25 protein-coding genes, 4 tRNA genes and 1 riboswitch are annotated in these 26,287 nt (G+C 53.9%); of the genes, 14 read left to right on the top strand and 15 right to left on the bottom strand.

Annotated elements, in window-relative coordinates; all coding sequences use genetic code 11:
- The first annotated feature begins 17 nt into the window (after positions 1-17).
- The 8 genes from ACYZT2_RS08685 (at position 18) to ACYZT2_RS08650 (ending at position 5,825) form a co-directional block, all read left to right on the top strand.
- Positions 18-218 carry a helix-turn-helix domain-containing protein gene (locus tag ACYZT2_RS08685; RefSeq protein WP_122683291.1) on the top strand — a complete coding sequence of 67 codons (201 nt, stop codon included), beginning with the start codon at positions 18-20 and terminating at the stop codon, positions 216-218.
- Positions 215-607, top strand: a complete 393-nt coding sequence (locus ACYZT2_RS08680; protein WP_461971467.1) for a hypothetical protein — start codon at positions 215-217, stop codon at positions 605-607. Before ACYZT2_RS08685 ends, ACYZT2_RS08680 begins: the two co-directional genes overlap by 4 nt.
- Positions 604-894 carry a hypothetical protein gene (locus ACYZT2_RS08675; protein ID WP_461971466.1) on the top strand — a complete coding sequence of 97 codons (291 nt, stop codon included), beginning with the start codon at positions 604-606 and terminating at the stop codon, positions 892-894. Before ACYZT2_RS08680 ends, ACYZT2_RS08675 begins: the two co-directional genes overlap by 4 nt.
- Positions 891-1,163, top strand: a complete 273-nt coding sequence (locus tag ACYZT2_RS08670; RefSeq protein WP_461971465.1) for a DUF3077 domain-containing protein — start codon at positions 891-893, stop codon at positions 1,161-1,163. The genes ACYZT2_RS08675 and ACYZT2_RS08670 overlap by 4 nt, the downstream gene beginning before the upstream one ends.
- On the top strand, positions 1,160-4,066 hold the full coding sequence (locus ACYZT2_RS08665) for a DUF927 domain-containing protein (RefSeq protein WP_461971463.1): 2,907 nt from the start codon (positions 1,160-1,162) through the stop codon (positions 4,064-4,066). The genes ACYZT2_RS08670 and ACYZT2_RS08665 overlap by 4 nt, the downstream gene beginning before the upstream one ends.
- A gap of 230 nt (positions 4,067-4,296) precedes the next feature.
- A complete protein-coding gene (locus tag ACYZT2_RS08660) occupies positions 4,297-5,139 on the top strand; it encodes a chromosome segregation protein SMC (RefSeq protein WP_461973037.1) in 843 nt (280 codons plus the stop codon).
- A gap of 65 nt (positions 5,140-5,204) precedes the next feature.
- The gene (locus tag ACYZT2_RS08655; RefSeq protein ID WP_461971462.1) at positions 5,205-5,393 is read left to right on the top strand and encodes a hypothetical protein; all 189 of its coding nucleotides are present in this window, start codon (positions 5,205-5,207) and stop codon (positions 5,391-5,393) included.
- Between the two features lie 66 nt (positions 5,394-5,459).
- Positions 5,460-5,825: a histone-like nucleoid-structuring protein, MvaT/MvaU family gene (locus tag ACYZT2_RS08650; protein ID WP_461971461.1), complete on the top strand. Its 366-nt coding sequence runs from the start codon at positions 5,460-5,462 to the stop codon at positions 5,823-5,825.
- Between the two features lie 82 nt (positions 5,826-5,907).
- Here the strand turns inward: ACYZT2_RS08650 and ACYZT2_RS08645 are convergent, their stop codons facing one another.
- From ACYZT2_RS08645 to ACYZT2_RS08625, 5 genes are all read right to left on the bottom strand, one after another.
- The gene (locus ACYZT2_RS08645; RefSeq protein WP_461971460.1) at positions 5,908-6,264 is read right to left on the bottom strand and encodes a DUF7079 family protein; all 357 of its coding nucleotides are present in this window, start codon (positions 6,262-6,264) and stop codon (positions 5,908-5,910) included.
- The gene (locus tag ACYZT2_RS08640) at positions 6,249-7,031 is read right to left on the bottom strand and encodes a hypothetical protein (protein WP_461971459.1); all 783 of its coding nucleotides are present in this window, start codon (positions 7,029-7,031) and stop codon (positions 6,249-6,251) included. Before ACYZT2_RS08640 ends, ACYZT2_RS08645 begins: the two co-directional genes overlap by 16 nt.
- 10 nt (positions 7,032-7,041) lie before the next feature.
- Complete coding sequence (locus ACYZT2_RS08635) at positions 7,042-7,587, bottom strand: PAAR domain-containing protein (protein ID WP_461971458.1); 546 nt, start codon at positions 7,585-7,587, stop codon at positions 7,042-7,044.
- Between the two features lie 321 nt (positions 7,588-7,908).
- Positions 7,909-11,709, bottom strand: a complete 3,801-nt coding sequence (locus ACYZT2_RS08630; protein WP_461971457.1) for an SIR2 family NAD-dependent protein deacylase — start codon at positions 11,707-11,709, stop codon at positions 7,909-7,911.
- A gap of 272 nt (positions 11,710-11,981) precedes the next feature.
- The gene (locus ACYZT2_RS08625) at positions 11,982-12,512 is read right to left on the bottom strand and encodes a nucleotidyltransferase family protein (RefSeq protein ID WP_461971456.1); all 531 of its coding nucleotides are present in this window, start codon (positions 12,510-12,512) and stop codon (positions 11,982-11,984) included.
- 262 nt (positions 12,513-12,774) lie between these two features.
- Between ACYZT2_RS08625 and ACYZT2_RS08620 the strand changes: the two genes are divergently transcribed.
- Positions 12,775-13,314, top strand: a complete 540-nt coding sequence (locus tag ACYZT2_RS08620; RefSeq protein ID WP_461971455.1) for a P-loop NTPase family protein — start codon at positions 12,775-12,777, stop codon at positions 13,312-13,314.
- A gap of 2,099 nt (positions 13,315-15,413) precedes the next feature.
- Here ACYZT2_RS08620 and ACYZT2_RS08615 read toward each other — a convergent pair.
- Positions 15,414-15,490: transfer RNA gene (locus ACYZT2_RS08615), tRNA-Arg, on the bottom strand.
- Between the two features lie 291 nt (positions 15,491-15,781).
- Here ACYZT2_RS08615 and ACYZT2_RS08610 point away from each other — a divergent pair.
- Both ACYZT2_RS08610 and ACYZT2_RS08605 read left to right on the top strand, forming a co-directional pair.
- Entirely contained in the window at positions 15,782-16,015 is a 234-nt protein-coding gene (locus ACYZT2_RS08610) for a hypothetical protein (RefSeq protein ID WP_461971454.1), read from the top strand.
- 22 nt (positions 16,016-16,037) lie between these two features.
- The gene (locus ACYZT2_RS08605; RefSeq protein ID WP_461971453.1) at positions 16,038-16,217 is read left to right on the top strand and encodes a PA3371 family protein; all 180 of its coding nucleotides are present in this window, start codon (positions 16,038-16,040) and stop codon (positions 16,215-16,217) included.
- Here the strand turns inward: ACYZT2_RS08605 and phnN are convergent.
- A complete protein-coding gene (gene phnN, locus ACYZT2_RS08600; RefSeq protein ID WP_461971452.1) occupies positions 16,192-16,764 on the bottom strand; it encodes a phosphonate metabolism protein/1,5-bisphosphokinase (PRPP-forming) PhnN in 573 nt (190 codons plus the stop codon). The genes ACYZT2_RS08605 and phnN overlap by 26 nt on opposite strands.
- Before the next feature lie 387 nt (positions 16,765-17,151).
- Between phnN and ACYZT2_RS08595 the strand changes: the two genes are divergently transcribed.
- The gene (locus ACYZT2_RS08595) at positions 17,152-17,478 is read left to right on the top strand and encodes an Arc family DNA-binding protein (RefSeq protein ID WP_003178899.1); all 327 of its coding nucleotides are present in this window, start codon (positions 17,152-17,154) and stop codon (positions 17,476-17,478) included.
- A gap of 104 nt (positions 17,479-17,582) precedes the next feature.
- Here the strand turns inward: ACYZT2_RS08595 and mgtE are convergent, their stop codons facing one another.
- Positions 17,583-19,025: a magnesium transporter gene (mgtE, locus tag ACYZT2_RS08590; protein WP_461971451.1), complete on the bottom strand. Its 1,443-nt coding sequence runs from the start codon at positions 19,023-19,025 to the stop codon at positions 17,583-17,585.
- Between the two features lie 318 nt (positions 19,026-19,343).
- On the opposite strand from mgtE, the gene ACYZT2_RS08585 reads away from it, so the two are divergent.
- The gene (locus ACYZT2_RS08585; RefSeq protein WP_461971450.1) at positions 19,344-19,862 is read left to right on the top strand and encodes a cell envelope protein SmpA; all 519 of its coding nucleotides are present in this window, start codon (positions 19,344-19,346) and stop codon (positions 19,860-19,862) included.
- A gap of 19 nt (positions 19,863-19,881) precedes the next feature.
- On the opposite strand, the gene ACYZT2_RS08580 is transcribed toward ACYZT2_RS08585, so the two are convergent.
- The 7 genes from ACYZT2_RS08580 to ltaE all read right to left on the bottom strand — a co-directional run bounded on the left by ACYZT2_RS08580 (position 19,882) and on the right by ltaE (position 25,849).
- Positions 19,882-19,958, bottom strand: a tRNA-Arg gene (locus tag ACYZT2_RS08580).
- Positions 19,959-20,029: 71 nt separating this feature from the next.
- Positions 20,030-20,106: transfer RNA gene (locus ACYZT2_RS08575), tRNA-Arg, on the bottom strand.
- A 107-nt stretch (positions 20,107-20,213) separates the two neighbouring features.
- Positions 20,214-20,304 (bottom strand) — tRNA-Ser (locus ACYZT2_RS08570).
- Between the two features lie 62 nt (positions 20,305-20,366).
- Positions 20,367-20,555: a carbon storage regulator CsrA gene (csrA, locus tag ACYZT2_RS08565; RefSeq protein ID WP_002554426.1), complete on the bottom strand. Its 189-nt coding sequence runs from the start codon at positions 20,553-20,555 to the stop codon at positions 20,367-20,369.
- A 186-nt stretch (positions 20,556-20,741) separates the two neighbouring features.
- On the bottom strand, positions 20,742-21,983 hold the full coding sequence (locus ACYZT2_RS08560) for an aspartate kinase (RefSeq protein WP_310659601.1): 1,242 nt from the start codon (positions 21,981-21,983) through the stop codon (positions 20,742-20,744).
- Positions 21,984-22,073: 90 nt separating this feature from the next.
- On the bottom strand, positions 22,074-24,698 hold the full coding sequence (gene alaS, locus ACYZT2_RS08555; protein ID WP_461971449.1) for an alanine--tRNA ligase: 2,625 nt from the start codon (positions 24,696-24,698) through the stop codon (positions 22,074-22,076).
- A gap of 146 nt (positions 24,699-24,844) precedes the next feature.
- Positions 24,845-25,849: a low-specificity L-threonine aldolase gene (gene ltaE / locus ACYZT2_RS08550; protein WP_461971448.1), complete on the bottom strand. Its 1,005-nt coding sequence runs from the start codon at positions 25,847-25,849 to the stop codon at positions 24,845-24,847.
- Between ltaE and ACYZT2_RS08545 the strand changes: the two genes are divergently transcribed.
- On the top strand, positions 25,848-26,000 hold the full coding sequence (locus ACYZT2_RS08545) for a hypothetical protein (RefSeq protein ID WP_461971447.1): 153 nt from the start codon (positions 25,848-25,850) through the stop codon (positions 25,998-26,000). The two genes, ltaE and ACYZT2_RS08545, sit on opposite strands and share 2 nt — an antisense overlap.
- Positions 26,001-26,045: 45 nt before the next feature.
- Positions 26,046-26,216, top strand: a riboswitch (FMN riboswitch).
- The last annotated feature ends 71 nt before the right edge of the window (positions 26,217-26,287 follow it).

The following is a 26,287-nucleotide window of genomic DNA, read 5'->3' as shown; positions in this document are numbered from 1 at the left end:
CGATCAAGGACAAGCTAATGAACAACCCCGAACACATCGCACCTCTTGCAGTTAGCGTGGAAGACGCTGCCCGCGTGGTTGGCTATTCAAGATCAGGAGTTTATGAGCTCATCGCTTCTGGCGACCTAAAGGCTTTCAAACTCGGACGGCGTCGTCTGATTTTGATGACTGAGCTCAAGGCTTGGATTGAACGCGCAGCAAAGGAAGGCGCCCGGTGAACGCGGTAGCGGTCGAGGGAGCAATATTGGCTGGGATGCTCCCTAAAAGACTGACCCTAGGACTGGTTTTAGCAGAAAGAAGTGTCGAGCCAGTGTTCGTACCACTGACTCGACTGTCGCACAGCAAATCTGAGCAGACCGCAATGCAACCGCCAAAGCATATCACCATCCATTTGGTAGACCATAAGGGCGTGATCCTTGATAGGCGCAGCTTGTCGAAAACGACACGTTTGATTGACCTTGAGGCGCTCCGCTGTCGTGGCGTCTCTAGAGTGGAAGTACCGCGTACCATCCGCACTAAGCAAGATATCTACTCCGCTGAATGGGCAGGCTACAGCGCTCAGAAAAACAAAAATGAAGAATCTGGAATCGCAGGGGAACGTCAATGAACAACGCCCTGAGTTTCACCCTTCCAGAAGATCTGCTCAGCGTAGACAAAGGCGTCGAAGCCGGTGTGCCGATCGACGCCATCACCTGCGCCATCGAACGCGCTGACTCGGTACTGACTCTGCTCGAAGACCACTTTGAAAGCGAAGGTGACAGACCTCGCCTAGCCAATCACGTACTGGCAGCGGTTATTTGGGATGTCCGAGGCACCTTGGGCCTGATCAAAACCCTCATGCTGCATGGTGACGCCTCCTCTATTCCTATGGAACGGAAAGGCGGTGCGCTATGACGCCATCCACCACGTTAGGCCGAGCTGCGTTTACGCGCGTGAACGCTACTGATCAGAAGCTGTTTCGAGTTAACGCCGGTATTCCGGTCGAAGATGCGCTGGAGATGGCTTCGCAATTCCAGCAGCACGCCAATCAACTCTCTTTTGAAGCGGCCATGAGCGACCAAGGCGAGCGCTTCAGTTGGCCCGCCTTGTATCTTGGTGAAATGGCCAAGGCCCTGCTCGATGACATCAACGATGCGCTGTTTTTGTCGAGGTCCGACACATGAGCCAACGCCCGAATAGCACCGCAAAACGCCCAAGCTTTGCCGACGTGAAAGCCATCTCGCTGAAAGACATTGAACGTGTCCTGTCGTACTGGCTGCCGAACGGCAAGCGCGTGGACGGCGGCAAGGAATACACCGCACCGAATCCTACCCGCAGCGACAAGCGCGCTGGTTCGCTCAAGATCAACTTGAGCAAGGGCACCTGGGCTGACTTCGCCACCAGCGACAAGGGCGGCGATCTGATCGATCTGGTGCGCTATCTGGATGGCGGCACCGATGTCGAGGCCTGCGCCAAACTGGCGGACCTGCTCAATGTCTCGCCCGGCGCCGTCCAGTCGAAGACAACCCCCGGCAAGACCAAAGCACCGGAGTGGATCGCCATTCAGCCAATCCTGGCCGAGGCCATGAACAAGTGCCCGGCCAAGCATCGTCAACATGGCGCACCGTCGAAGGTGTGGATCTACCGTGATACGGAGGGTCAGCCGCTCATGGCGCTCTACCGCTTCGACCTCGGCACGGATGAAGAAGGCAAATCGAAGAAGGTGTTCGCACCATTAACGTGGTGTCAGCGCGCCGATGGCCATACAACACAGTGGCGCTGGCAGGGCCTGCCAGATCCGCGCCCTCTGTTGCGCCTTGATGAACTGGCACAACGCATTAACGCACCGGTTGTCCTGTGCGAAGGCGAAAAAGCCGCTGATGCCGCCGCCGAACTGCTGCCCGACTACGTGGCCACCTGCTGGCCGAACGGTTCCAACTCCTGGCACAAAGCCGATCTGACACCGCTCAAAGGTCGCGACGTGCTTTTGTGGCCAGACAACGACGTCAGCGGCAAAGCCTGCATGGAAGCCGTCGCCGACAAGCTGCGCGAAATCGGCGCCGCCTCGGTCCGGGTCATCGCGATGGATGTGTTTAAACGCAAGCCCACGCTGAAGAGCGAACGCGCCGCCTTCGCCAAAGGCGGTCAATGGGACGACAGCGACGATGCGGCCGATGCACTCGCCAAAGGCTGGACAGCGATCCATTTCGCCGAGCTGGAAAGCAGCGGTGAACTGTTCGGTTTGGCGGTGGAAAAGTCGGTGACTGAGCAAGCTGAAACCAAGCCGGAACCGAAGACAAAAACAGCGGCCAAGCGCCCGGCGAAATCGAAAAATGACCTGATGCCCGGTGGCTTTCGCCTGACGCCCGAAGGGGTGTTTTATGCCGGCGACGACGGCGAGGCGCGCCCCGTGTGTTCGCCTCTAGAAATCCTCGCCCGGACCCGTGACGACAAGGGCCACAACTGGGGCTTGCTGGTCGAGTTCGACGATCCAGACGGCACCAAGAAGCGCTGGAACATCCCGGCGCGCACCATGACCGGCGACTTCGGCAAGGACGTTCTCGGCCCGTTAGTGGACATGGGCCTGCGCCTCGCTGGTAGCCGCTCGGGACGCAATGCGCGCAACGACCTGCAGAGTTATCTCGGCGGCTTCGACAGTGCGCAACGGGCGCGGCTGGTCACCCGCTTGGGCTGGCACGACAGCGCCTTTCTACTGCCCGAGCAGCAGGTCGGAGCGCATACCGAACACCTGCACTTCTACGAGGCCGGCGCGCAGCTTCCGCCGATCAGTGAAGCGGGCACTCTGGAGCAATGGCAACAGCAGATCGGGGCCCTGTGTATCGGTAATCACCGTCTGGCGTTTGTCGTCGGCGTGGCCTTTGCTGGCCCGCTACTACACATGCTCGGCCATGAGTCGGGCGGTTTTCACCTGTACGGCGATAGCTCGGGCGGTAAGACCACACACCTGCAAGTCGCCGCCTCGATCTACGGCGGCCCGCGTCTGGTGCGCTCATGGCGCTCGACCGACAACGCGCTGGAATCCATCGCCGCAGCTCATTCCGACGGCCTCCTGGTACTCGACGAAATCGGCATGTGCGATCCGCGCATCATCGGCGAGACGGTGTACATGCTCGGCAACGGGACCGGCAAGGCACGCGCCAATGACCGGGGCCAAGCTGGCCGACAGGTGCAAGAGTGGCGCCTGCTGTTCCTCTCCACCGGCGAGAAAACCTTGGCCCAACACATGGCCGAAGCCAACAAAGAACTGAAAGCGGGCATGGAGGTGCGCATGCTCGCGGTGCCAGCGGATGCCAGCAAGGGCCTCGGCATGTTCGACGCGCTCAACGGTTTCGAGGATGCGGCGGCGTTGTCTGACGCGCTCAAGGCCCGAGTGGCGAATTACTACGGCACACCGCTCACTGCCTTCCTGACGGCGCTCTGCGAATCCGGCAAGCGTCACGGCTGGTCGGCCATCCTGCGCCGCACGCTGGAAGGGTTTATCGCCAAGTCGCTCCCGGCATCAGCCAGCGGACAGGCACACCGTGCTGCTGCTCGCTTCGGCCTCGCGGCAGCGGCGGGTGAGCTGGCCACCGCAATGGGCATCACCGGGTGGCCTGACGGGACCGCCACCACTGCGGCCCGCGTGTGCTTGAACGCTTGGTTAAACGAACGCGGTGGCGCCGGTAACTTCGAGGGCGATGCGATCTTGGCGCGGCTGCGCCAGGTCATCGAGCGCTTCGGCGAAAGCCGCTTCACCCGCTGGGAATCGGCGGCGGCAAAAATCGACGAACACGGCCCCCGCACTATCGACCGTCTCGGTTTTCGCAAGACGCTGGAGCACGGCATGGGCGACACCATGCACACCACCAACACCTATTACGTGCTGACAGAGGCGTGGCGCTCCGAGATCTTCCGGGGCATGAATCTCACCGCTGTGAACAAGGAACTGCTGCAGCGCGATGTGCTGGAACCGGGCAGCGACGGCAAGGCATCGAGTCTGGTCCGGTTGCCCGGCCTTGGCCCGCAACGCTGCTACATCGTGAAGACGATTCCGGGAACGGATGAGAGCGAGGCTCGGGCTGCCTGAGGGCATCTCTGCTGATCGAGGTAGCGCCGGCTCATTCCCGGCCTCGCCAGCCGCTCATTCAACCCAAATCAAATTTCAAAGGAACAAGACAGATGAACGAATTTCAAGCACCGACAGAGCAACGCGAACCGCTAACCAGTGAACTGGAAGGCCTTGGAGTCGCAGGACTTTCAGAGGTTGTGCCGGACGGCAGTGAAACGATCGGCCATTGCGAAAAGAAACAGCAGCTGCTGAACGAGATCGAAAAACTGAAAGTCGAGCGGGATAAATACCTGAGTGAAGCTGAACACCTGTATGCCGAGATAGCTCCGCTGGAAGCGCTATTGGAGGGCGACGAAGTCATGGATGCTGATCAAGCATATGAAATACGGAAACAGTACAACACCCTGAAAATCCCTTACGACTCTCGAATGCATCATGCCAGCATCATGAGCAACAAGATTACTCGACGCGAGAATCTCGCCAATCACGAAACCTTAATGGCGGGTTACACCGACTCAATGGCGAATTGGAAAGCGGACGAGCAAGAACTCAACGAAAAGCGGGATAGCCTCAGTGCCCGTTTAGAACAGATCCGGCAGCAAGCAGCCGAAGACTTGGCGAAAGCACGGCAAGCCGAAACCGATGCAGCAACTGCTTATGCTCAAGCCGTGGCATGGGGCGACACCGAGGGCGAAAAGAACGCCAACGCAGAAGCGCAAAAGGCTGCGAAAAACCTCGCGTCTGCGACCGAGCACAATCGTCGACAACACCTGATCATGACCGCACTGGAGCACGAGCTGGCCACCGTCGATCAATATATCGCCGAGGCTCAAAAGGAACATAAAGCCATCGAAAGAAAAGCACTGTATCTGGCGCGGACGGTGTTAGAGGAACAGTGGAACGAAAAAGCTCAAGCATTGCTGGACATGGGAGGAAAGCTCTGGGCGGCCATTAACCTAGTTGATGGCGATCAAATTAGTCTCAGGAAGTTGGTGCTTCCTGAGGAAGGTGAAAGATTCGGCAACTGGAGTAGCAGTGATTTGGCGGAGCGTTCCTACAAGTACACCGTGCAAGACGTTCTCTCGTTGTAACGCGCTGAGTCACCTAAAACAGCCTACGCACGTGGGCTGTTTAGAACCCCGCCAGGATAAAGAACATGATCACTCAGATACAGAGCAGCGCGAGCTGGACCGACACCTTGAAGGCGCGCAAAAACCATTTGACCGCATTGCTGAAAATCGTGGACATCAAAACCGGAAAAACCACGAGGGTCCAGTCACTCACAGTCAAATTGATCAAGGATGAAATGAGCTACGTCGAGAGCAAGTTAAAAGGCCGACGATAACGCTGAACTTGTATGCTGTAATACTATTCAGATAGACATCCTCAAAACACATCTCAGGAAACTCCAATGTCCAAACTTGCCGAATACCGTCAGCTGGAAAAACACTTGGCCGAGCAGCTCCAAACTCTGGAAGCACTGAAAGGCGATGCTGCTCTGAAGAAAGAAATCGAGTTCGAGACCAAGCTCCGTGGACTGCTGGACCAGTATGGCTTCAGCCTTAAGCACATCATCAATTTGCTAGATCCACAGAGCACCAAGCGCGGTCCAGTTTCGGCTGCAACGCCCGGCACTCGTAAGCCTCGCGAGCTGAAGACTTACAAAAATCCGCACACCGGCGAAGTCGTAGAGACCAAAAGCGGTAATCACAAGACGCTGAAAGAGTGGAAAACCAAGCACGGCTCCGATGTAGTTGAGAGTTGGCTGAAGAAGTAAATCGCTTCATCTGAAAAAGGGCCCTGACGGGCCCTTTTTGTTGGTAGCTTCAAGTCAAAAAATCAAATTTCTCACTGAAAGCTCATAACCTATCGCCGATTTCTTTCCAGATATACCTGTAGTTATATTCCAACCAACGGACGAGCAGCTTATCGAACTGCCTACGAAACCAATTGTTTCTCCTGGCTGCGAGCCTTTCTTCAATCATGGTATTGAGGGAGTCAGGATCGAAGCCTGTCCATACCGTTGGCAGGGCCGCCGCAATATTGGAGTAGCACACAGGCGCAACTTCGGAGTAAAGGATCTCGTAGAGGGTTTGAGGATCAACACCTCTCACCTGCCACGCTATATAGTCGTAATCAATCGGAAAATCATTGAACGGATCCGAGAGTGCGACTCTGATTTTTGTCAACTCAGGCTGACTCAAAGAATGTCCCAATGCGAAAACTCCTCTAATTCCTCATCGAGAGAGTCCGCTACCGTTCCGCCTGCGACGCCCCCGGCAATAGTCCCCACGATAACAACGGCAAATGCACAGATCGGAGCGCCTGGGCCACAGAGAGCGCTGACTCCAAGTCCGGCCAGAAGACCGCCCGCCGCACCGCCGCCCACTATGAGGCCTTGACGCGCCGTTTCCTTTATCTTGTTTTCAGCATTCAGAATTTGATAAGTAGCGAGAGCGGCGGTAACCAAAATGCCCAGCTTGCCCATCAGCTGCATTTTTTTAGTGCCGTTTGTAAACTTGGAATTGTCTCGCCCTGCTGCCTCCAATATCGTGTAATGAACCTTGTTCTGTTCCGCCGGGGAAAGGCTGTCATAGCTTTTTTGGAAAAGATCCTTGGAGTAACGATCAAAAAGTGCTTGAAGCGTCCTGCCATCGGCCTTCTTTCGCTGTACGACAGCCAAGCCCTGCGCAGAGGTAACCTTGCGGTGCTCCATCAAGATCTTGTTTCGCATTTCATTACTGAACTGCACGCCCTCTCGCGCCGTGATTTTCCCGGCTTTCACATCGTCCAGCGTCTGCTGTGACATGCGCTTTATGTTTTTCAGATAGCTCGCCCTGATTTTTTCGTCAGAGATCGCGTCTAGAGAGAATCTCAGCGCAGTGCCCTCCATCAGCTCTAACGCCCTGTCGAGCGGAGAATCTTGTAAGGCATGCTCACGCTGAACGACATAGCTACCGGTTACGAGATACGGCTCTGTCATAGGATGGTCCTTATCCTAATATTCTGTTCAAAAAGCTCTCGGTAAGCGACGAGGAAGCCGTAGGCGCCTCGTCTTCGAGTTTGAGCATCACGCATGTCTTACCGGACGGATTTGAAAACTTAACTGCGTTGTCTTTATCGAATACACCAGGCAGTGATGAGCCATCCTCGAAATGCGCGGTGCACGATAAGCCCTCATAGCTTTCGTCAGCGGGAAATCTGAAGCCGATCCAGCGCGCGTAACCCGCCAACGGCGTGGGAGGAACGAAGTCGCAGGGTGTATGGCTATCGCCGATTATCACCGTCCCCGACCCGCCAACTACGATGCCACCGTGGGTGCCACCCGTGTCGATGGTTGCGGCATTCTTGCCGTTGATGAACACAGTCGAAGATAATCCTGATGACAGCGCACTGCCGCAGGTGCAGGTGTCGCCCTGATGCGCTGCGGAAAGGCCGTCGAAGAACACGTCGGGAGAGCCTGTCGCGATGGGATTGGTACCGTGCCCCGGCAACGGACAACTGTATGGATCACTCTTACGCGCTGCTGGCTTAGCCATGATGACCTCCTGTCAAAAATCCTTGTGGGCGTAATAACCTATCAGAACAGCTCGCCTATTAGTAATCGTCGTGATGATGGCTGCATGCAAATTCAGCGATCAGTGCACACTTGAACTGATCGGAGCGTGAGCTCAGAATTGGCTATGAAACGCAGAAGAAACCGCTTTCATTGCAAAAGCCAAAGGCCGCTTTCGGCCCAGGCTGAGCCTGGGCCAGAAGCGGACGTTCATCTAGAAACTGCTTCCGGCCAAAAGAAGCCATTCAAAAAATGGTCATTAAACAGAATTAGCAGACCAATCGCCTCTATTAAATAAACTTACTTACTCATTAAAATACCTAAGCTCAGGGAGAGGATCAGAACTTGCTTGACCCACCCACATTCCAGCGACAGTTTTTATTTCGTTATTATCGTTGTGCTCTAGAGCTTTAGCTAATCTTATACATCCAAGTCGTAGTTCAGGAACCACCTCATCAGGTATTCCTGTACCATTTGGCCGATTGTCATATCTGACCTCCTCAAGCATCATATTTAAACCATTTCCAAGCATCGTGTATGAGCTACCATGAAGCCAATCTGGGTGACGCACCACCAACTGCGCCATTAAGTCCATAACTCTAAAAAGAACAGGCATTCGACGAGTTGAAATAATGGCAACAATAGTTGCTATCAGTGCAGCGGGCGGGGAAAATTTTGAAGATTTAGGATGTTTTAGCCAATACCATAGTGCCGATAGCACCTTATTGGCGCGAGAAACATCAGAGCAAAGCAGCCCCGCTATTAACTCCTTCTCCACTTCAACTAAATCATCATTTTTTGCCTGACTGAAAATCTCAGCGATTCTAGTGCGTACAAACTCAGCGCCGACTACAGAAGATTCTGCCCGCACATTGGACACCCATGAAAAAACCTCGGACTTGTAAAATTCTTCGTAACCATGATCATCAATAAACCTGGCAACGATTGTATCTAAATCAATAAGGCGCACAGCCGTCATTTCTATAAGCTCATTGACCCTTTCTATATTCTGTTTAATCAAAAACCACTCATTATCCCACCACTCCTTTACGACAAGGAGACTTTTTATAAAATCTTTTTTGGACCACTTCGATCTTTCCAGCGAAGCCGCCACATTCACAAAAAAATCATCATTCACGCCTAGCCGCCAAGAGACTCGTTTTTCGGGATGATTTTTTTCATCATCTGAAACAACTCTAAAAGGCTTGAGTTTTTGATCGAACAACCATTTTCTAAAGGCGATATTTTGAGCTTTTATCGAGTCAGTCATCCATAACAAAGGCGCCCAAAAATGGTGTCCCGGTATAATCGACCAACTTTTCTTGTTGATTAAAAGCGCATAAATCTCCTGCGCCTGCAGCTCATTTATAAAGCCCCATTCTCTCATCCAAAACAGTCGCTGCCATATGCCAGTCAAATTTGAGTAGGGGCCAGCATCATTCACGCCAGAATCTTTCAAAATCAAGATCAGCTCATCGATATCTTTTCTAATCTCGACCGAAACACAATCAACAGCTAGATCATCAGAGCGCTTTTTTATATTATGAAACATGACCCAGCTATTCTGATAAATACTCCTAATTGATGCATCATGCGTCAAAGAAGGAATCGTTGCAATTAACCTCGCCAACCTCCCTCTATCAATAGGAGTTAAATTCTCAAAACATCTGGCCATGCATACTGCCAAACTTTTCCATATCTCACTATATCGACCTATTACCTTGCCATGATGTAGCGTTACGATACGCTCACCAAACAAGTAGACTGATTCTGAGTCAGTCAGCCGAATAACAAGTCGCCCAACCAGCTCAAGATGAAACACTGCAATCCTAGCAAGCTCATCATCGTCATGTGAACTTTCAAAAAAGCGTTCAACCAAACTCAAGGATCGATCACAAATCGAGTTCGCAAGACTCTCTTTAACCCGAGCAACTTGGTAACGAGACAGCCATCCTGCTGAATGCATCAGTTGATTATGTGATCTTGGTTCAAGCATTTTTTTGTTTAAGGTACGGATCATTACACTTAGTACGCGTTCCATTGAATCAACATACTGCACCCACCAAGCAGCTTGGCTAAAAGCACTTATGTCGAAAGTAGTATTACCTACACGGGGGACAAGGGAAACACGATCACTTAATGAAAGCCACGCAAAAGCTGCATCAGTTTTTTTATCGAATGTACTGGAGTTCCCGACATGTCGCGTCGTGGAGTAACTTCCCAGTTCGAATAGAGGAATACGGCTAACGGGTTGCGACGGGGGAGGGGTCTCCGCATTGAGGTCAGCCATTAGCAACTGAAGCTCTTGGACAACATCATGATCAATCGCCGCTAAATCTGCCAAACGCTGATTCAATTCATCAGGGTTAAACTCAAACTCCAATTCGCCCTCTTCTTCCCGAAGGTTAATTGACCACGCTAGAGTTTGCTGTAAATAGCTAATAGTTAAACAAGCCCACGCTTCCTGGGAAAGATAATATACTGAGCTCGTTTTCGACCGCTGATTTTTTCTTATTTTCTTTAGCCCAACTAGGCTGATTGTTAGCCCGATCGAAACATCGCCAACTTCACCAAGCAACATCCCTTTACGAACATACATATAACCGTCGGGAGATCGAATCTCCCAGTTCATAAGGATGTTTTGAGCTACATCGCGATCCCCCTTGTAAAGAGCCAACAGCACATCTTCATAAATCAGCTCGTCCTTCAAATGCAAATCACTGGCGAATTTATTTAGAAGCTTTTCACGCAGATTTTCATATTCATCCTGCCTCAACTCCTGCCTAGCCCAGCGAACTAAACTAACTGCGACTTCTTTCCATTTTTCGTTGAAGGAAGATTGCGACTGTATAGAAAACTCATTTAGACCCTGGTGCTCTGCGACTGCGTATTGAAAGCTCACACCCTCAGTTTCTGATAAAAGCCTGATAGAAAAATCAGCCAATCCATCATCAAAGCATTGCAGTAGAACTTCATTATGCCACGCATAATCCGCCATTATGGCCACACCAACATGCGGCATAGATTGGACTATATAATTTTGGAGTTCCTTAGAGTAAAGATACCTTGAGATTCGCGAGACACTTGATGAAAATTTTTGCCTAACATCTCTTGGAGCAACAAACCACGCAGGATAACTAGTTCTTGCTTGCCGCAGATCTAAATAACTCATCAATACATAGTCTAGCTTTTCGTTATTTGTGACCGAGGAGCTGGTAGGTAGCGCGACGTTATTGGCAAATCCCCCCCAGGACTTTTGATCCGCATAAAGTGGCTCTTTCAATATCCTGAAAAGCTCACTATATCTGGCTGCATAATCAGATTCTTCTATTCCTTCCGCCATAGGTAGCACCACAGGTGTAACGCGGCGCGCTTCTAGTAGTCGTTGTTGCCCTAGAGTTGGAGCACTTCCTAAAAATAAATAAATAGGTAGAGCGTGATGATCGAGCACATCTCTTACCCATCCAATCCAATGTAAAAAATTGGGATCGTCACCCGAGAAGCCTATCAAGCAAAAAATATTTTCTAATATTGATTGTCGCACTAAATTAACAAATGGAGCGGATTGATGAGGATAGCGCCGATAGTCCTCTTCGGTAAATATAAAAGGACGTTGCGATGGAAACGAACCATGAAGCTTGACAATTCGTCTACGGTTCAACATTTTCGACTGAGGGATATCTTCCCTACAGGTAACCACATAATGGGCGTGATCTACAATATTTTCAGACGCACGTTCAAGCAAGGTATCATAATTAGTTGTAAAAACTTCACACCACTGGAGTGCCAAGAGCTTTTTGTGCAGGACTCCCGGACTAACTCTATCATCTGGGATGAGACGTTTTAACAAATCCTCAAGGGCTGGCTTAGAGAACACTCTCGCATATTGTTCACCCAACTGGGCGACCATACTGGTGGAGAATTCTTTCAGCTCACCCTTATCAGGATTTAGTTCTCGCCATAACTCTTGGGCCACCTGGTACCATGTGGCCAGCTGGTCACCATTCTCAGCATTCCTACTGAATCCAGCTCCAACCATTATCGCCGCATTTCCGTTTTCCAACGCACGCCGCACCGCATCATAATGCACTCTGCTACCGTCCATCCCGCTCTCCTTCTGGACAAATTAGCTATTAATTCACCCTCTCTGGGTTTCGCTCGCAGGGTATAACTTGCATAGGTTTGGATCAAACGATGCTTTATCTCTTCGAACACTGAATAACTGCAGATTTGATAGACGCGTTTGACCGGCTGCTCAGTTCGTCTACTGACTGCAGCTGAACGTCCGCTTCTGGCCGATTGCAGCCCGTCGTGACAGGTAGCAATCGGCTCTCATCTCCAATAAATTGCCTCATCGGCATACTCCGCGCGTCCGATTCAACTTTGGGTTTCTACGATCCTGAGCCAAGGCCAGCGAGCTTGATAACTTTTCGCCTTTTGATCGAACAGATCTGGCTTGGGATTCTTTGGATTGATACGAAGTAGCCCTTGCTCTATGTCGGCCAGGCCGTTGGGAGCATAGATTTCGCCAGTTTCAACATCCAAACCAATGCAGGTACCGGAAATTAGGTAGCGATCAATCCCGTCTTTAGCCGACTGAAGCTGAGGATAATCGCCGTCAAACCGCTGGCTGTACCACATGTGAACGCGAGCCTGATTCTTGATCTCAACGTTAACTTCGAGGTCTTGGAAGAGACGCTGAGCTGAGTTGATGACCTCATTCTCGGCCTCCCAAGACAGATCGTTGTCGAAGTAAAAAACGTCGTAATCCTTCACCCCCCAAGCTGGCGGCAGTTGTGACTGATGATTCCAGACGGCTTGGAACAGGCAACCCGCAGTGAGCATGCATTGATTCAAACCGAGTGAAGGTAAACGTGAGGTGATTTCAGTGTTTATTGGATTGGCCATTGCTATCCTGACCAACCTTTCGACAGTCAATGTCATTTTCATCCCTTTGGAACCGATCTAGTCCTAGCGACCGACAGTACATCATAGATTTGTAAAGTTTCGCGAAAGACAGCGTTTTTACACACTCTGGGCCGGAAGAAGTCCTTGGATGAACGTCTTTTGGCCGGAAGCATCACGCTGACCGCTTGTTGTTGACGGAGACTGGCATTGACGTAAAATCGCCACCCCAAAAAATCAGCTTGCATAGCGAGAAGGAGCTTCGATGCTGCGGGTGATGATTGTTGGGCAACCCGGGTCTGGTAAAAGCACTTTGGCGCGTAAGCTTGGCCAGCTTACGGGCTTACCGATCATTCATATCGACACTATCCACTGGCAGCCAGGGTGGGTCGAACGGAGCTGGGGCGAGAAGACGCATCTTTGTCGCGAGATCGAGGCCCGTGAACGCTGGATATTCGAAGGTGGCCATTCAGCCACTTGGGACAATCGGGTGGCCCGCGCAGATCTTTTGATATGGATTGATCGTTCGGCGACGCTTCGATTCTGGCGCGTAATGCTCAGAACGCTGCTCCAGCGCGGTCGGTCTCGGCCTGACTTGCCGGAGAACTGCCCCGAACTGCTGGCGAATCTGCCGGAGTTTTTTAGATTCATGTGGCGGACGAAAAAATCAGCGCGAGCAAAGATGCAGCAACTCGTGGCGACTGCGCCATCCACTTGCCGCGTGGTCTGTCTGCGGTCCAATCGGGATACCAGAGTTTTTCTCGCGAGCATTGGAAATTTGACTGGCCAGGCTCCGCGAGATTGATAGACGGTTGACTACTTCAGTACGGAAATCGCCTGTTGCGACCGGCAGCTCTTGGCCGACAGCAGACCTTTGGCTCTGCGCTTTCTTAGGCACTGCCGATTGCCTAGATGCGTTACACCAATCCGCACGGGTAACACGGCACATACATTAGGCTCCAACGCTGTGTTACGACACTTTTATCCTTTAAATTCAGCCAGTTAGTAGATTTCGTTACACCAGTAACATGAGTAACACGACATTTGAGAGGTGCCTCCCCCCGCTCCCCATATGCATGTGTTCCATCAGCGAGGAGATCCCAGCAGGTGCCGGGGCCCCTGAGACAATGAAGCACATACGGGGTCGGAAACCCGCGTCATCGTGTTAGCGGAAAAGTGCCCAGCTTAGTGAACAGGTGAACCGGGTGAACTGCTGTTCACCAGTGCGTTTGCACTATGAATCAAATGTCGCTGGGGACCCTGGGCATTTCGGATAGACACGGGGCAGAGAACCCGCGCGTTCGTGTTAGCGGCTGGATTTTTGAAGTTGGTTGACAGGTTGACGGAGTTGACTCGGTTGACGAACGCCATGCGTGCGTTATCAGCAACACAAAGGGGCATCTTTACCAACACGGTAACGATGCCCTTTTTTCTTCAAGATCCTTTCAATTTCAACGTTGAAATTTCAGTAAGCTGGGGAAACTACCGCTAACAAGATCTCGCGGGTTTCCGACCCCGTACGGTAAGGAAGTCTCCAGGGGCCCCGGCGCCACACGGGTAACCAGTTGCGTTCTAGCTTGCCCAAGCTAACCTCCACTCCTGCTGGGTGCTATTGTCCTAACTGGAATCGTGACGCTCGTTGGCGTAACCGATTCTGGGTCATAACCAACCTGCCATATGGAAGCGAGGCCTTACGAATGCAGTCGTTTATCATCAATCAAAATCAGCAACCAAACGGCGACCACGAAGTACACAACACGACAGCTGGCTGTATTTTTATGCCGCTGTTGGAAAACCAGATTTCCCTAGGAAGCCATCTCACTTGCACAGGCGCCGTTGCTGAAGCTCGAACGATATGGACAGATGTAAGGATTAACGGCTGCTACTTCTGCTGCGCCCCATGCCACACGACATAGGTTGAAGTAGCCCCTAGTGAGCTCCCGGCTGGACGTCCGGTTTCCAGCCTGCAAGCCACGTTTTATATGGAACCCTACAGTCTCCCAGCCGACCATCTATTGGAAACCCAGTAGGCCTGATGACGAGGTACTCGGCTCTGCGGGCGTCACTGCCAGCGATGCAGTGGGGTTGCTGATTCATCTGCAAGGTTTAGGGCTGCGTGTCCGGCCTCATGTATTGGTGAAGCGGTTCCTGAAAGGCTTCACCGGCAGAGACCTGCTTACAGACACAGAGATGGAAATCTTCTACCGATTTGACATGACGCGTACAAACGGGGAGCCACTTCAGCTGGAGGTACAGCGCTGCATACCTTACCAATAGCCCCAGTTCCGCAAGGGCTCACCGTCAAGAGCACACCCGTGTCAGGCATTTGATTGACCCCACCCCAAGTCTTCGCTTCGCAAAGCGCTTAGCCACCGTCTCCGTCTAGCAACGAAGCTGCCTCCTCACCACAGGACCAAAGTGACGTTACGGGTGTTACACGCGTTACAGAACCACGCATCCCATTGATATATATAGATTTTATTGATGTAACACGTGTTTGTTTACTCCTATAGGCAGCATGTTACGCTTTCGATAGGTGTTACAGCGCCCAGTCCTCATGCCACTCTGCTGTCGGGCTCCTCCCTTCCCCGCTGCGACTCAATCAAGTCGCGGGCTTAGTAGCCCAAATGGGGCATGGGGAGCAGCGAGTTCAATTGGACGGGTACCCAGATAGATACGTGGCAACGCGACGGCAAAGCATCGTGCAAAAAGAATGAATGGTAAGAGTGGAAACCGAAGACGCGCCTATCGCTGAGCGCGAATGGCTCAAAGGCTCGATGACTGAGAGGAGTAAAACGCCAGAGGACAGCTCCCAATCGCCAGATTACGAAGCTCGTTGCTGTCACCCTGCTGTCACAGCTTTCTCTCGGCAAACAAGAATCAGGCTGTAAGCGTTGAATTATATGGTGTCCCAGGGCAGGTTCGAACTGCCAACCTTCCCCTTAGGAGGGGGATGCTCTATCCAATTGAGCTACTGAGACACAAGTCGCCCACAAGGAATGCGGAGCGATGGACGGCGTGCATGTTAACGGGCAGGCCCGCTTTTGTCATGTCGTCCGTAGGGCTTTTTAAGTGTAGGCAGACGCCTCACGGTAGCGTGGCTTTGTTTACCGTGCAAATTGCATCACTTCAAAATGCCATCATTGCAAAATGCAATGCAGCCATTTTGCAAAAATATCTTAATTCGTTGTTTTTAAAGGATTTAATAGCCGTTAAACTTTTGGCATGCGGGCTGCTTCGACTGTTCTCACAGAACACAGGAGATCAGCCCCATGAACAGCGCTTTGTTAGTCGCGAACGCGGTCGCTTTGGCGGTTCTGCTGGGTTTTCATTTCTTCCCCGAAAACGATGCTACGACAATTGCTCAACGCATACCTCATTACCTGCAACTACAAAAAACGCCTCAATTGGCAGTCACGCATGATCAACCCAGTGTTGTCGGCCAAGAGGTGAGCCAAGAGACTATCCAGCTGCGCACACAGTCTTTCGAACGCTTGGTATTTTGAATCACCCCATCAGGAGCACAGCATGTCCAAATCAGCCGCAGGATTTTTCATCCTCGCTTTACTGAGTGGCATCCTTCATCTGTCATTGGTCGAGGACACGGGTGTCACCCTGCCCCTTATTGCCTGCTGCGTGTTCGGTGCACTTTTCGTACTTGCGCTGATCGCCGGGCGCAAGATCAAGTTCGATCCGGTTTTGCGCTGAGGCTCAGCAACTTCAGAAAATTGGCGACGGTGTCAGCAAGGTCGCCGGAGTTATCGAGTCGGCGGATCTGCATATCACCGATTGAATCATCAGCCATAAACAGCGCATTTCGGCGCAGCCTCGCTTCAATTTCTGCCGGGCTCTCACGCCCCCGCCGTAACAGGCGCTCGCGCAGAGCTTCATCCTTGACCGTTAATAGCACCGGCAATAGCGTGGGATAGCGCTGTTGCGCTTCTGCCAGATGCCCGCGCGAACCGTTGATCAACACATCGCGACCGTCCGCGAGCCATTGGTCTATGCGCACAGGAATACCGTAATCCAGCCCATTGGCTTGCCACGACAAAGCAAAGTCCCCTTTGGCTCTGCGTCGTTCGAACTCTGCGTGGGAAACCTCGATGGCATCTTCACCCCCGGATTCCGCCGAGCGTGTGATAACACGGCGCACGACGTCACAATTGCCTGCGCGCAACAGCCCGCGAGCAGCTTCGATGAGGCTGTCCTTGCCGGATCCCGAAGGCCCCATTAAATAAATCAGCCTGCCACCCATCCTGAAATCATCCCCCGCCACGCACCCACACTAGTAAATCGGCCATTTGCCACTATCCTGTATAAGGTAAGGAACAAGGATCGAATCCGCATAGCATGCACCTTCAGGCGTCTTCGGGCATCACCTGTCGGGCAAGAGGACGCGGTTCAGCAATACGGACTCATGGATTATTTTCAAACCAGTCCGCATTTCTGATAATAGGTGCTGGCATTAAGCCTTTACCCAGATCAATATTTGTCACAGAATTGACGCCAATGATCTGGCTAATTTGAGGCATTATGCGCGCCTCTATCAATTCAGGTTGAACATTTGGCCGCAGTGCTTGTCCTATCTGACATCCTGCGGCCTATCCCGAGAACCGCTCCCCTGAACTAACCGGTTAAATATATGCGCCCATTGAAACAGGCAATTTATTCCAGCCGTACGGCTGACAAGTTCGTCGTACGTCTGCCAGACGGGATGCGTGAACGCATTGCCGAGGTGGCTCGCAATCATCATCGCAGCATGAACTCCGAAATCATCGCGCGCCTTGAGCAGAGTCTTATTCAGGAAGGCGCGTTGGGTGAAGAATTGAGCATGCGCCTGGACAGCCCCGAGCTGTCATTGCACGAACGCGAACTCCTGCAACGCTTCCGCCAACTCTCCCACCGTCAGCAAAACGCTCTTGTTTCGTTGATCGCCCATGACGCCGAAATGGCCGCAGACGCTTCCTGATTCATCCCGAAAGCTCAAGCCAGCGTAATTGCTGGCTTTTTTTTGCCTGAAATTTGGCTAAAAAAAACCCGCCGATCAGGCGGGTTGTTTTTTGAAGCAGAACGTCAGAGCAAGAAAATCGTCGCCAACCCGAGGAAGATGAAAAAGCCGCCACTGTCAGTCATGGCAGTGATCATCACACTGGCACCCATTGCCGGGTCGCGCCCAAGCCGCACCAGGGTCATCGGAATCAAAACCCCCATCAATGCCGCAAGCAACAGGTTAAGCGTCATGGCGGCGGTCATCACCACGCCCAAGGACCAACTGCCATAAAGCAGATAGGCCACCACACCAATCACGCCGCCCCAGACCAAACCATTGATCAAGCCGACCGCCAACTCCTTGCGCATCAGCCGCGACGTATTGCCGGTACTGACCTGGTCCAGCGCCATGGCCCGAACGATCATGGTGATCGTCTGGTTACCCGAGTTGCCACCGATACCGGCAACGATCGGCATCAATGCCGCAAGCGCTACCAGTTTCTCGATAGAGCCTTCGAACAAGCCGATCACCCGGGATGCAATGAACGCGGTGATCAGGTTCACCGCCAGCCAGGCCCAACGGTTGCGCAGGGATTTCCAGACTGACGCGAAAATATCTTCTTCTTCACGCAAACCCGCCATGTTGAGAACTTCGTTTTCGCTCTCTTCACGAATCAGGTCGACCATTTCATCGATGGTCAGACGACCGATCAGTTTGCCGTTCTTGTCGACCACGGGGGCCGAGATCAAGTCGTAACGTTCGAATGCTTGAGCGGCCTCGTAAGCGTCTTCGTCGGGATGAAAACTCACCGGGTCGCTGGCCATAACTTCCGACACTTGCTTTTCCGGGTCGTTGACCAGCAGACGCTTGATCGGCAACACCCCCTTGAGCACGCCGTCGTAATCGACCACGAACAGTTTGTCGGTGTGGCCCGGCAGCTCTTTGAGACGGCGTAGGTAACGCAAAACCACTTCGAGACTGACATCCTCACGGATGGTCACCATCTCGAAGTCCATCAGCGCACCGACCTGCTCCTCGTCATAGGACAACGCGGAGCGGACGCGCTCACGCTGTTGACCATCGAGGGTTTCCATCAGCTCGTGGACGACGTCTCGCGGCAGCTCGGAGGCCAGGTCAGCGAGTTCGTCGGCATCCATGTCCTTGGCCGCTGCCAGGAGCTCGTGATCGTCCATGTCGGCGATCAGGGTTTCACGAACAGAATCGGATACTTCGAGCAGAATGTCGCCGTCGCGATCAGCCTTGACCAATTGCCAGACCGTCAGGCGATCGTCCAGGGGCAAGGCTTCAAGGATGTAGGCAACGTCGGCGGAGTGCAGATCATCGAGCTTGCGTTGCAACTCGACGAGGTTTTGCCGGTGAACCAGGTTCTCGACCCGGTCGTGATGCGGACCTTCCTGGCGATGAGTCAGGTCTTCGACCACCCGCTGGCGCTGCAGCAGCTCAACGACTTGAGCGAGGCGGTCCTGCAAGCTTTCCTGCGTTTTCTTTACTTCAACTTCAGACATAGGCGAACTCCACTCCCAGCAGCGGGGCACGCCGGAAGGATCAATCAGTCAATTCATGATTGTAAAAACGGGGTAAGTAACTACTGGGTAAGTCCATGGAGGTATTCCACAAGCCCCGGCGGGGCTGACGGGCGCAATGATAACACCGCCTGACGGTTTTAAACGTTAAAAAATCGCGGCTGAAACAAGTGCTTGCGAGACAAACCTGAGCGTTGTCCTGATCCATGAAACTGCGACGACTTATCCTGAAAAGAAAACACACAGCGGCCTGAAAATGTAATGACTACCCTTGATGGAGACCGTCATGGAGGACGTCGAATGCCATCGAATGCTCATTACTATTTGCTTGCCGCCCTGCTGTACCTGCCGCCCCAGGCGCTCGCCACGACCGTTCACCGGTGCGAAGCCGCCAATGGGCACATCACCTTCACGACCTTGAGCTGTACGACTGGAGAAAGCCTCTCATTTCAGGACGTACGCACGTTCCTGCCAGGCAGCGCGATGCCCCTGATGCCAGAAGCCGAGCTTCGCGAAACATCAGGTATGAAAAATCAAAGGAGAGAGCCGACGATCGTTGGTCAGTCCGAGGGCAAATGTGGAGACCTGCTCAGCGCGAAGGAACGCCGCATAGCAATCATCAATCAGCGGGTCGTTGCCGGCATGAGTCAACAGGACGTCGAAAGCGCTCTCGGCAAACCCGACAAGATCAGCACCCGCAATTCAGCCACCAACTACCGCTACGACAACAAGCGAGGGCGCAGTGCTCATATCGAATTCGATGAGAAAGGTTGTACCAAAGGAAAAGCCAAATCGCAGACGGCAAAAAGCCCGCGTTAAACGCGGGCTTTTTGGTGTTTGGTGCACTCGACAGGATTCGAACCTGTGACCGCTCGGTTCGTAGCCGAGTACTCTATCCAGCTGAGCTACGAGTGCATTTGTGTTTTTATACCAGATCACAACTGGTTGAAGCCAAGTTATTCACATTACTGAAAACAACTCTTAAATGGTGCACTCGACAGGATTCGAACCTGTGACCGCTCGGTTCGTAGCCGAGTACTCTATCCAGCTGAGCTACGAGTGCATTTGTTGCCGCGCATTATAGGCCGTTGAATCTTTTTGTAAAGCACTTTTTCTAGTAATTTCAACAACTTACCGAAGAAGCCAGATTACAACGTACTACGCAAATAATGGCGGAGAACGGGGGATTCGAACCCCCGACACCCTTTTGAGGTGTACTCCCTTAGCAGGGGAGCGCCTTCGGCCACTCGGCCAGCTCTCCGCAACACGGGGCGTATCTTAACCAACCTTTTCCCCGTTTGCAAACATAAAAAACGATAAAAATTAATGGCTTGGTTCTTCGTCCTTCTCTTTCTTTATACGCAGGTAAATTTCCTCACGATGCACAGCAACCTCTTTCGGGGCGTTGACACCGATACGCACTTGATTTCCTTTAACGCCGAGCACGGTCACAGTGATTTCGCCATCACCAATAATCAGGCTTTCTGCGCACCGACGAGTCAGAATCAGCATACCTTTCTCCTCACGCATTTCATTTCAGGGACAACAGTCTGCAAAAAAAAGGCATTCGACCTACAACCAGAACGATCGCAGCCCTACATGCCTGAGTATTGACTAGCGCGAGCAAAAGAACAGTTTTGGTACGCGCCATTCAAAAAAACGAAGGGCGCGGTCAGACCGCGCCCTTGGGGAAACGCATTACTCGCCCTGTCGGACCGGCGCATCCAGTTCGAAAGCCGTGTGCAGAGCGCGCACAGCCAGTTCCAGGTACTTCTCTTCGATCACCACGGACACCTTGATTTCCGAGGTCGAGATCATCTGGATATTGATGCTCTCTTTCGCCAGGGATTCGAACATACGGCTGGCCACACCTGCGTGGGAGCGCATGCCTACGCCGACGATCGAGACCTTGGCAATCTTGGTGTCGCCAACGACTTCACGGGCACCGATCTCGCGAGCGGTGTTTTCCAGCACGGTTTGCGCCGCCTGGTAGTCGTTGCGGTGCACGGTGAAGGTGAAGTCGGTGGTGTTATCGTGCGCAACGTTCTGCACGATCATGTCGACTTCGATGTTCGCGGCACTGATCGGGCCGAGAATCTTGAACGCCACGCCCGGGGTGTCTGGCACGCCACGGATGGTCAGCTTGGCTTCATCGCGGTTGAAAGCGATGCCGGAAATGATCGGCTGCTCCATGGTTTCCTCTTCATCAATAGTAATGAGGGTGCCCGGACCCTCCTTGAAGCTGTGCAGTACGCGCAGCGGAACGTTGTACTTGCCGGCGAATTCCACCGCACGGATCTGCAACACCTTGGAACCGAGGCTGGCCATCTCCAGCATCTCTTCAAAGGTGATCTTGTCCAGGCGCTGAGCCACGGACACCACACGCGGGTCGGTGGTGTAGACGCCGTCGACGTCGGTGTAGATCTGGCATTCGTCAGCCTTCAGGGCTGCCGCCAGCGCCACGCCGGTGGTGTCGGAACCGCCACGACCGAGCGTGGTGATATTGCCGTGCTCGTCGACGCCCTGGAAACCGGCGACCACCACCACACGACCGGCCTTCAGGTCGCCGCGGATCTTCTGGTCATCAATCTGCAAGATACGCGCTTTATTGTGCGCGCTATCCGTCAGAATCCGTACCTGATTGCCGGTGTACGACACCGCTGGCACGCCACGCTTGATCAGCGCCATGGCCAACAGTGCAATCGTCACCTGCTCACCGGTGGAGACGATCACATCCAGCTCACGAGGAACCGGCTGGCCGTCGCCACTGATTTGCTTGGCCAGATCGATCAGACGGTTGGTTTCGCCGCTCATTGCAGACAGCACAACCACCAGGTCATCGCCCGCATCGCGGAATTTCTTAACCTTGTCGGCGACCTGCTCGATTCTCTCGACAGTGCCGACTGAGGTGCCTCCAAATTTCTGTACGATCAAAGCCATTTCAAAGCCGCCTCTGCCCATGAAGGGCGCCCAATAATCACTCAAACAGCGTTCTGGCCCGCCACTAGACCGCGGGCCAGGCACACTGCCTTATAAACCCTGCTCTACAAATGGAACAGTCAGGGCCAATGCGGCATCCAGTGCGCCAGCGTCAATACCACCGCCCTGCGCCATGTCTGGACGACCACCACCCTTCCCGCCCACTGCCGCAGCAGCCTGTTTCATCAAATCACCGGCTTTGAGTTGGCCAGTCAGGTCTTTGGTCACGCCTGCAACCAGGACGACCTTTTCCTCATGGACACTGCCGAGCAGGATCACTGCGCGGCCGAGTTTGTTTTTCAATTGATCGACCAGCGCCAGCAGCGCTTTGCCGTCCTGACCGTCCAGACGCACGGCCAGCACTTTCACGCCTTTGACGTCCAGGGCAGAAGCCGACAGATCGTCGCCCGCCGCGCTGGCCGCTTTGGCCTGCAACTGCTCGAGTTGCTTCTCCAGCAGACGGTTGCGCTCCAGCACAGCCGACAGCTTGTCGATCAGGTTATCGCGGCTGCCCTTGACCAGGTTGGCCGCTTCCTTGAGTTGTTCTTCAGCCGCATTCAAGTAGGCCAGCGCTGCTGCGCCGGTCACTGCTTCGATACGACGCACACCGGAGGCCACACCGCCTTCGCTGATGATTTTCAGCAGGCCGATGTCGCCGGTACGGTTGGCGTGAATACCGCCGCACAGCTCGACGGAGAAATCGCCGCCCATGCTCAGCACGCGAACACTGTCGCCATACTTCTCGCCGAACAGCGCCATGGCGCCTTTTTGCTTGGCGGTTTCGATGTCGGTTTCTTCGGTTTCAACCAGGGAATTCTTGCGAATCTCGGCGTTGACGATGTCTTCCAGCGCCTTCAATTGCTCAGGCTTGATCGCTTCGAAGTGGCTGAAGTCAAAGCGCAGACGCTGACTGTCGACCAACGAGCCTTTCTGCTGAACGTGTTCGCCCAGTACCTGGCGTAATGCAGCGTGCAGCAAGTGCGTGGCGGAGTGGTTCAGCGAAGTCGCGTGACGTACTTCGGCATCGACATGAGTCTCCACCGGAGCACCCACGATCAGGCTGCCCGACGCCAACACACCGTGATGCAGGAACGCGCCGCCGGTTTTGGTGGTGTCGCGCACGTCAAAGCGCGAAGTACCGGCCTGCAGGAAGCCGAAATCACCAATCTGACCGCCCGATTCAGCATAGAACGGGGTCTGATTGAGAACGACCACGCCCTCTTCGCCTTCACTTAATACGTCGACCGATTGCCCTTCTTTATAGAGCGCCACAACTTTGGCCGCGCCCTTGGTGGCCTGATAACCGGTGAACTCGGTGGCCACATCAACCTTGACCAGGCTGTTGTAGTCCATGCCGAAGGAGCTGGCGGAGCGAGCACGGACGCGCTGGGCTTCCATTTCGCGCTCGAAGCCTTCCTCGTCGATGGTCAGGCTGCGCTCACGCGCGATGTCGCCGGTCAGGTCCATCGGGAAGCCGTAAGTGTCGTAAAGCTTGAACACTACATCGCCCGGCACCACGTCACCTTTGAGTTCGGCCAGATCCTGCTCGAGGATCTTCAGGCCCTGTTCCAGGGTCTTGGCGAATTGCTCTTCCTCGGCTTTCAGGACGCGCTCGATGTGCGCCTGTTGGGATTTCAGCTCAGGGAATGCTTCGCCCATCTCGGCGACCAGGGCCGCAACGATCTGATAGAAGAAGCTGCCCTTGGCACCCAGTTTGTTGCCGTGACGGCAAGCGCGACGAATGATTCGGCGCAGCACATAACCGCGACCTTCGTTGGACGGCAGCACGCCATCGGCAACCAGGAAGCCGCACGAACGAATGTGGTCAGCCACGACTTTCAGCGACGCCTGAGCGTCGTTGGTGCAACCGATGGCCTTGGCCGATGCGGTCAGCAGGCTCTGGAACAGGTCGATTTCATAGTTCGAGTGAACGTGCTGCAGCACGGCACTGATCCGCTCCAGGCCCATGCCGGTGTCCACCGACGGCGCTGGCAGCGGGTGCAACACGCCATCGGCGGTGCGGTTGAACTGCATGAACACGTTGTTCCAGATTTCGATGTAACGGTCGCCGTCTTCTTCCGGCGAGCCTGGTGGGCCACCCCAGATGTCGGCGCCGTGATCATAGAAAATCTCGGTGCAAGGACCGCACGGGCCGGTATCGCCCATGGTCCAGAAGTTGTCGGAAGCGTACCGCGCGCCCTTGTTGTCGCCGATGCGAACCATGCGCTCGGCTGGCACGCCGATGTCTTTGGTCCAGATGTCGTACGCCTCGTCATCGCTGGCGTAGACGGTGACCCAGAGCTTTTCTTTCGGCAGGTTCAGCCACTTCTCAGAGGTCAGGAAGTTCCAGGCGTAGGTGATGGCGTCACGCTTGAAATAATCACCGAAGCTGAAGTTACCCAGCATTTCGAAGAAGGTGTGGTGACGGGCGGTATAACCGACGTTTTCCAGGTCATTGTGCTTGCCGCCGGCGCGCACGCATTTCTGGCTGCTGACAGCGCGGGTGTACGCGCGCTTTTCCTGGCCCAGAAAGCAGTCCTTGAACTGGTTCATCCCCGCGTTAGTGAACAGCAGGGTTGGGTCGTTGCCCGGAATCAAAGAGCTGGAGGCTACACGGGTGTGGCCTTGCTCTTCGAAGAAGCGAAGGAAGGCTTCACGGATTTCTGCGCTTTTCATTAGGTTCTTCCACGGAGGCTGCGGCCAAAGGCCTGTGCGAAACGTCAACAGACGAAGCGACGGCAAAGGGCCGCATTATATCGGCGTTAGTGACTAGGTACAGCGTGTTTGTACGTTACAAACAGTCAATTGGACGGCTAACACGGTCAGTTATGAGAAAAGTCGACAAATGTGGCGACGACTTGCTCGATTTGCGCACGACTGACGTCCATGTGCGTGACCATTCGCAGACGACCGGCAGCGCTGAGCTTGATCCCGCGTGTCGCGGCGTAGGCCTTGATCGCTTCGGCCTTGTCGCCCATCTGCACGTAAACCATATTGGTCTGCACCGGCTCGACCTCATAACCCGCCGCTCGCAGGCCTTCGGCCAGCAATTGTGCGTTGGCATGGTCGTCGGCCAGACGCTGAACGTTGTTGTCCAGTGCATAAAGCCCCGCTGCAGCGAGAATCCCGGCCTGGCGCATGCCGCCGCCGACCATTTTGCGCAGACGCCGCGCCTTGGCGATCAATTCGACCGAGCCGCACAGCACCGAACCGATTGGCGCGCCCAGGCCTTTGGACAGGCAAACCGAAACCGAATCGAAATGCTGAGTGATCTCCCGGGCGTCGACACCCAACTTGACCGCCGCGTTGTAGAGCCGTGCGCCATCCAGGTGCAGCGCCAAACCGTTTTCACGCGTGAAACGGCGAGCCTGGGCCAGGTACTCCAGCGGCAGAACCTTGCCCTGCATGGTGTTTTCCAGCGCCAGCAAACGGGTGCGGGCGAAGTGGAAGTCATCCGGTTTGATCGCGGCAGCGACCTGCGCCAAGTCCAGCGAACCATCGGCCTGCACTTCCAGCGGCTGCGGCTGGATCGAACCGAGCACTGCTGCGCCGCCACCTTCGTACTTATAGGTGTGGGCCTGTTGTCCGACAATGTATTCGTCACCGCGATCGCAGTGGGCCATCAGGCCCAGCAAGTTGCTCATGGTGCCCGTCGGGACAAACAAGGCCTCGGCAAAACCCAACTGATTTGCAAGCTCGGCTTCCAGACGATTGACCGTCGGATCTTCGCCATAAACGTCGTCACCGGTGGCCGCATTGGCCATCGCGTCGAGCATCCCTGCGGTCGGTTGGGTGACGGTGTCGCTGCGAAGATCGATAACGCTCATGAATCTGGCCTCGGTAAGCAGGGAAATCCCCTTTTGGAATGGAATTACTGCGGTCATGTCGGCGAATAATCAAGCCTTGTTCCAGGAAAAGGCTGGTTATGCCAACGAAAAAGTCGATAACAATTATCAGATAGCAGCAATGCACAGGTGATAAATATGTGTTAAAAACGCTTCGCCGCCAAACAATCTGGCGGCAAAACGTTCTCAGGGCGGGGTGCAACTCCCCACCGGCGGTAATTGCGCACAATGCGCATAGCCCGCGAGCGCTTGACGACAGGCACGGCAATGGCTGTGATGACGACAAGGTCAGCAGACCCGGTGTGATCCCGGGGCCGACGGTCATAGTCCGGATGAAGAGAGAACGGGATTGGCGCCGCCTAGGCTCTGTACCAAGCGCCGTACGCAGGCACTTGTGCCTGCGTACCCTTAAATCCCATT

The sequence above is a fragment of the Pseudomonas sp. MDT1-85 genome, assembly GCF_054898065.1.
The sequence above is the reverse complement of the archived record's forward strand: the minus strand, read 5'-3'. Positions and strand labels throughout refer to the sequence as shown.

Excerpts from the sequence above, each read along its gene's own strand:
- mgtE (WP_461971451.1), bottom strand. The coding sequence starts at position 19,025 with ATGTCTGAAGTTGAAGTAAAGAAAACGCAGGAAAGCTTGCAGGACCGC.
- ACYZT2_RS08665 (WP_461971463.1), top strand. The coding sequence starts at position 1,160 with ATGAGCCAACGCCCGAATAGCACCGCAAAACGCCCAAGCTTTGCCGAC.
- ACYZT2_RS08635 (WP_461971458.1), bottom strand. The coding sequence starts at position 7,587 with ATGGCTAAGCCAGCAGCGCGTAAGAGTGATCCATACAGTTGTCCGTTG.
- csrA (WP_002554426.1), bottom strand. The coding sequence starts at position 20,555 with ATGCTGATTCTGACTCGTCGGTGCGCAGAAAGCCTGATTATTGGTGAT.
- ACYZT2_RS08670 (WP_461971465.1), top strand. The coding sequence starts at position 891 with ATGACGCCATCCACCACGTTAGGCCGAGCTGCGTTTACGCGCGTGAAC.
- ACYZT2_RS08625 (WP_461971456.1), bottom strand. The coding sequence starts at position 12,512 with ATGGCCAATCCAATAAACACTGAAATCACCTCACGTTTACCTTCACTC.
- ACYZT2_RS08610 (WP_461971454.1), top strand. The coding sequence starts at position 15,782 with ATGAACAGCGCTTTGTTAGTCGCGAACGCGGTCGCTTTGGCGGTTCTG.
- phnN (WP_461971452.1), bottom strand. The coding sequence starts at position 16,764 with ATGGGTGGCAGGCTGATTTATTTAATGGGGCCTTCGGGATCCGGCAAG.
- ACYZT2_RS08545 (WP_461971447.1), top strand. The coding sequence starts at position 25,848 with ATGAATCTGGCCTCGGTAAGCAGGGAAATCCCCTTTTGGAATGGAATT.
- ACYZT2_RS08595 (WP_003178899.1), top strand. The coding sequence starts at position 17,152 with ATGCGCCCATTGAAACAGGCAATTTATTCCAGCCGTACGGCTGACAAG.
- ACYZT2_RS08585 (WP_461971450.1), top strand. The coding sequence starts at position 19,344 with ATGCCATCGAATGCTCATTACTATTTGCTTGCCGCCCTGCTGTACCTG.
- ACYZT2_RS08605 (WP_461971453.1), top strand. The coding sequence starts at position 16,038 with ATGTCCAAATCAGCCGCAGGATTTTTCATCCTCGCTTTACTGAGTGGC.
- ACYZT2_RS08640 (WP_461971459.1), bottom strand. The coding sequence starts at position 7,031 with ATGACAGAGCCGTATCTCGTAACCGGTAGCTATGTCGTTCAGCGTGAG.
- ACYZT2_RS08560 (WP_310659601.1), bottom strand. The coding sequence starts at position 21,983 with ATGGCTTTGATCGTACAGAAATTTGGAGGCACCTCAGTCGGCACTGTC.
- ACYZT2_RS08650 (WP_461971461.1), top strand. The coding sequence starts at position 5,460 with ATGTCCAAACTTGCCGAATACCGTCAGCTGGAAAAACACTTGGCCGAG.
- alaS (WP_461971449.1), bottom strand. The coding sequence starts at position 24,698 with ATGAAAAGCGCAGAAATCCGTGAAGCCTTCCTTCGCTTCTTCGAAGAG.
- ACYZT2_RS08675 (WP_461971466.1), top strand. The coding sequence starts at position 604 with ATGAACAACGCCCTGAGTTTCACCCTTCCAGAAGATCTGCTCAGCGTA.
- ACYZT2_RS08620 (WP_461971455.1), top strand. The coding sequence starts at position 12,775 with ATGCTGCGGGTGATGATTGTTGGGCAACCCGGGTCTGGTAAAAGCACT.
- ltaE (WP_461971448.1), bottom strand. The coding sequence starts at position 25,849 with ATGAGCGTTATCGATCTTCGCAGCGACACCGTCACCCAACCGACCGCA.
- ACYZT2_RS08630 (WP_461971457.1), bottom strand. The coding sequence starts at position 11,709 with ATGGACGGTAGCAGAGTGCATTATGATGCGGTGCGGCGTGCGTTGGAA.
- ACYZT2_RS08685 (WP_122683291.1), top strand. The coding sequence starts at position 18 with ATGAACAACCCCGAACACATCGCACCTCTTGCAGTTAGCGTGGAAGAC.
- ACYZT2_RS08655 (WP_461971462.1), top strand. The coding sequence starts at position 5,205 with ATGATCACTCAGATACAGAGCAGCGCGAGCTGGACCGACACCTTGAAG.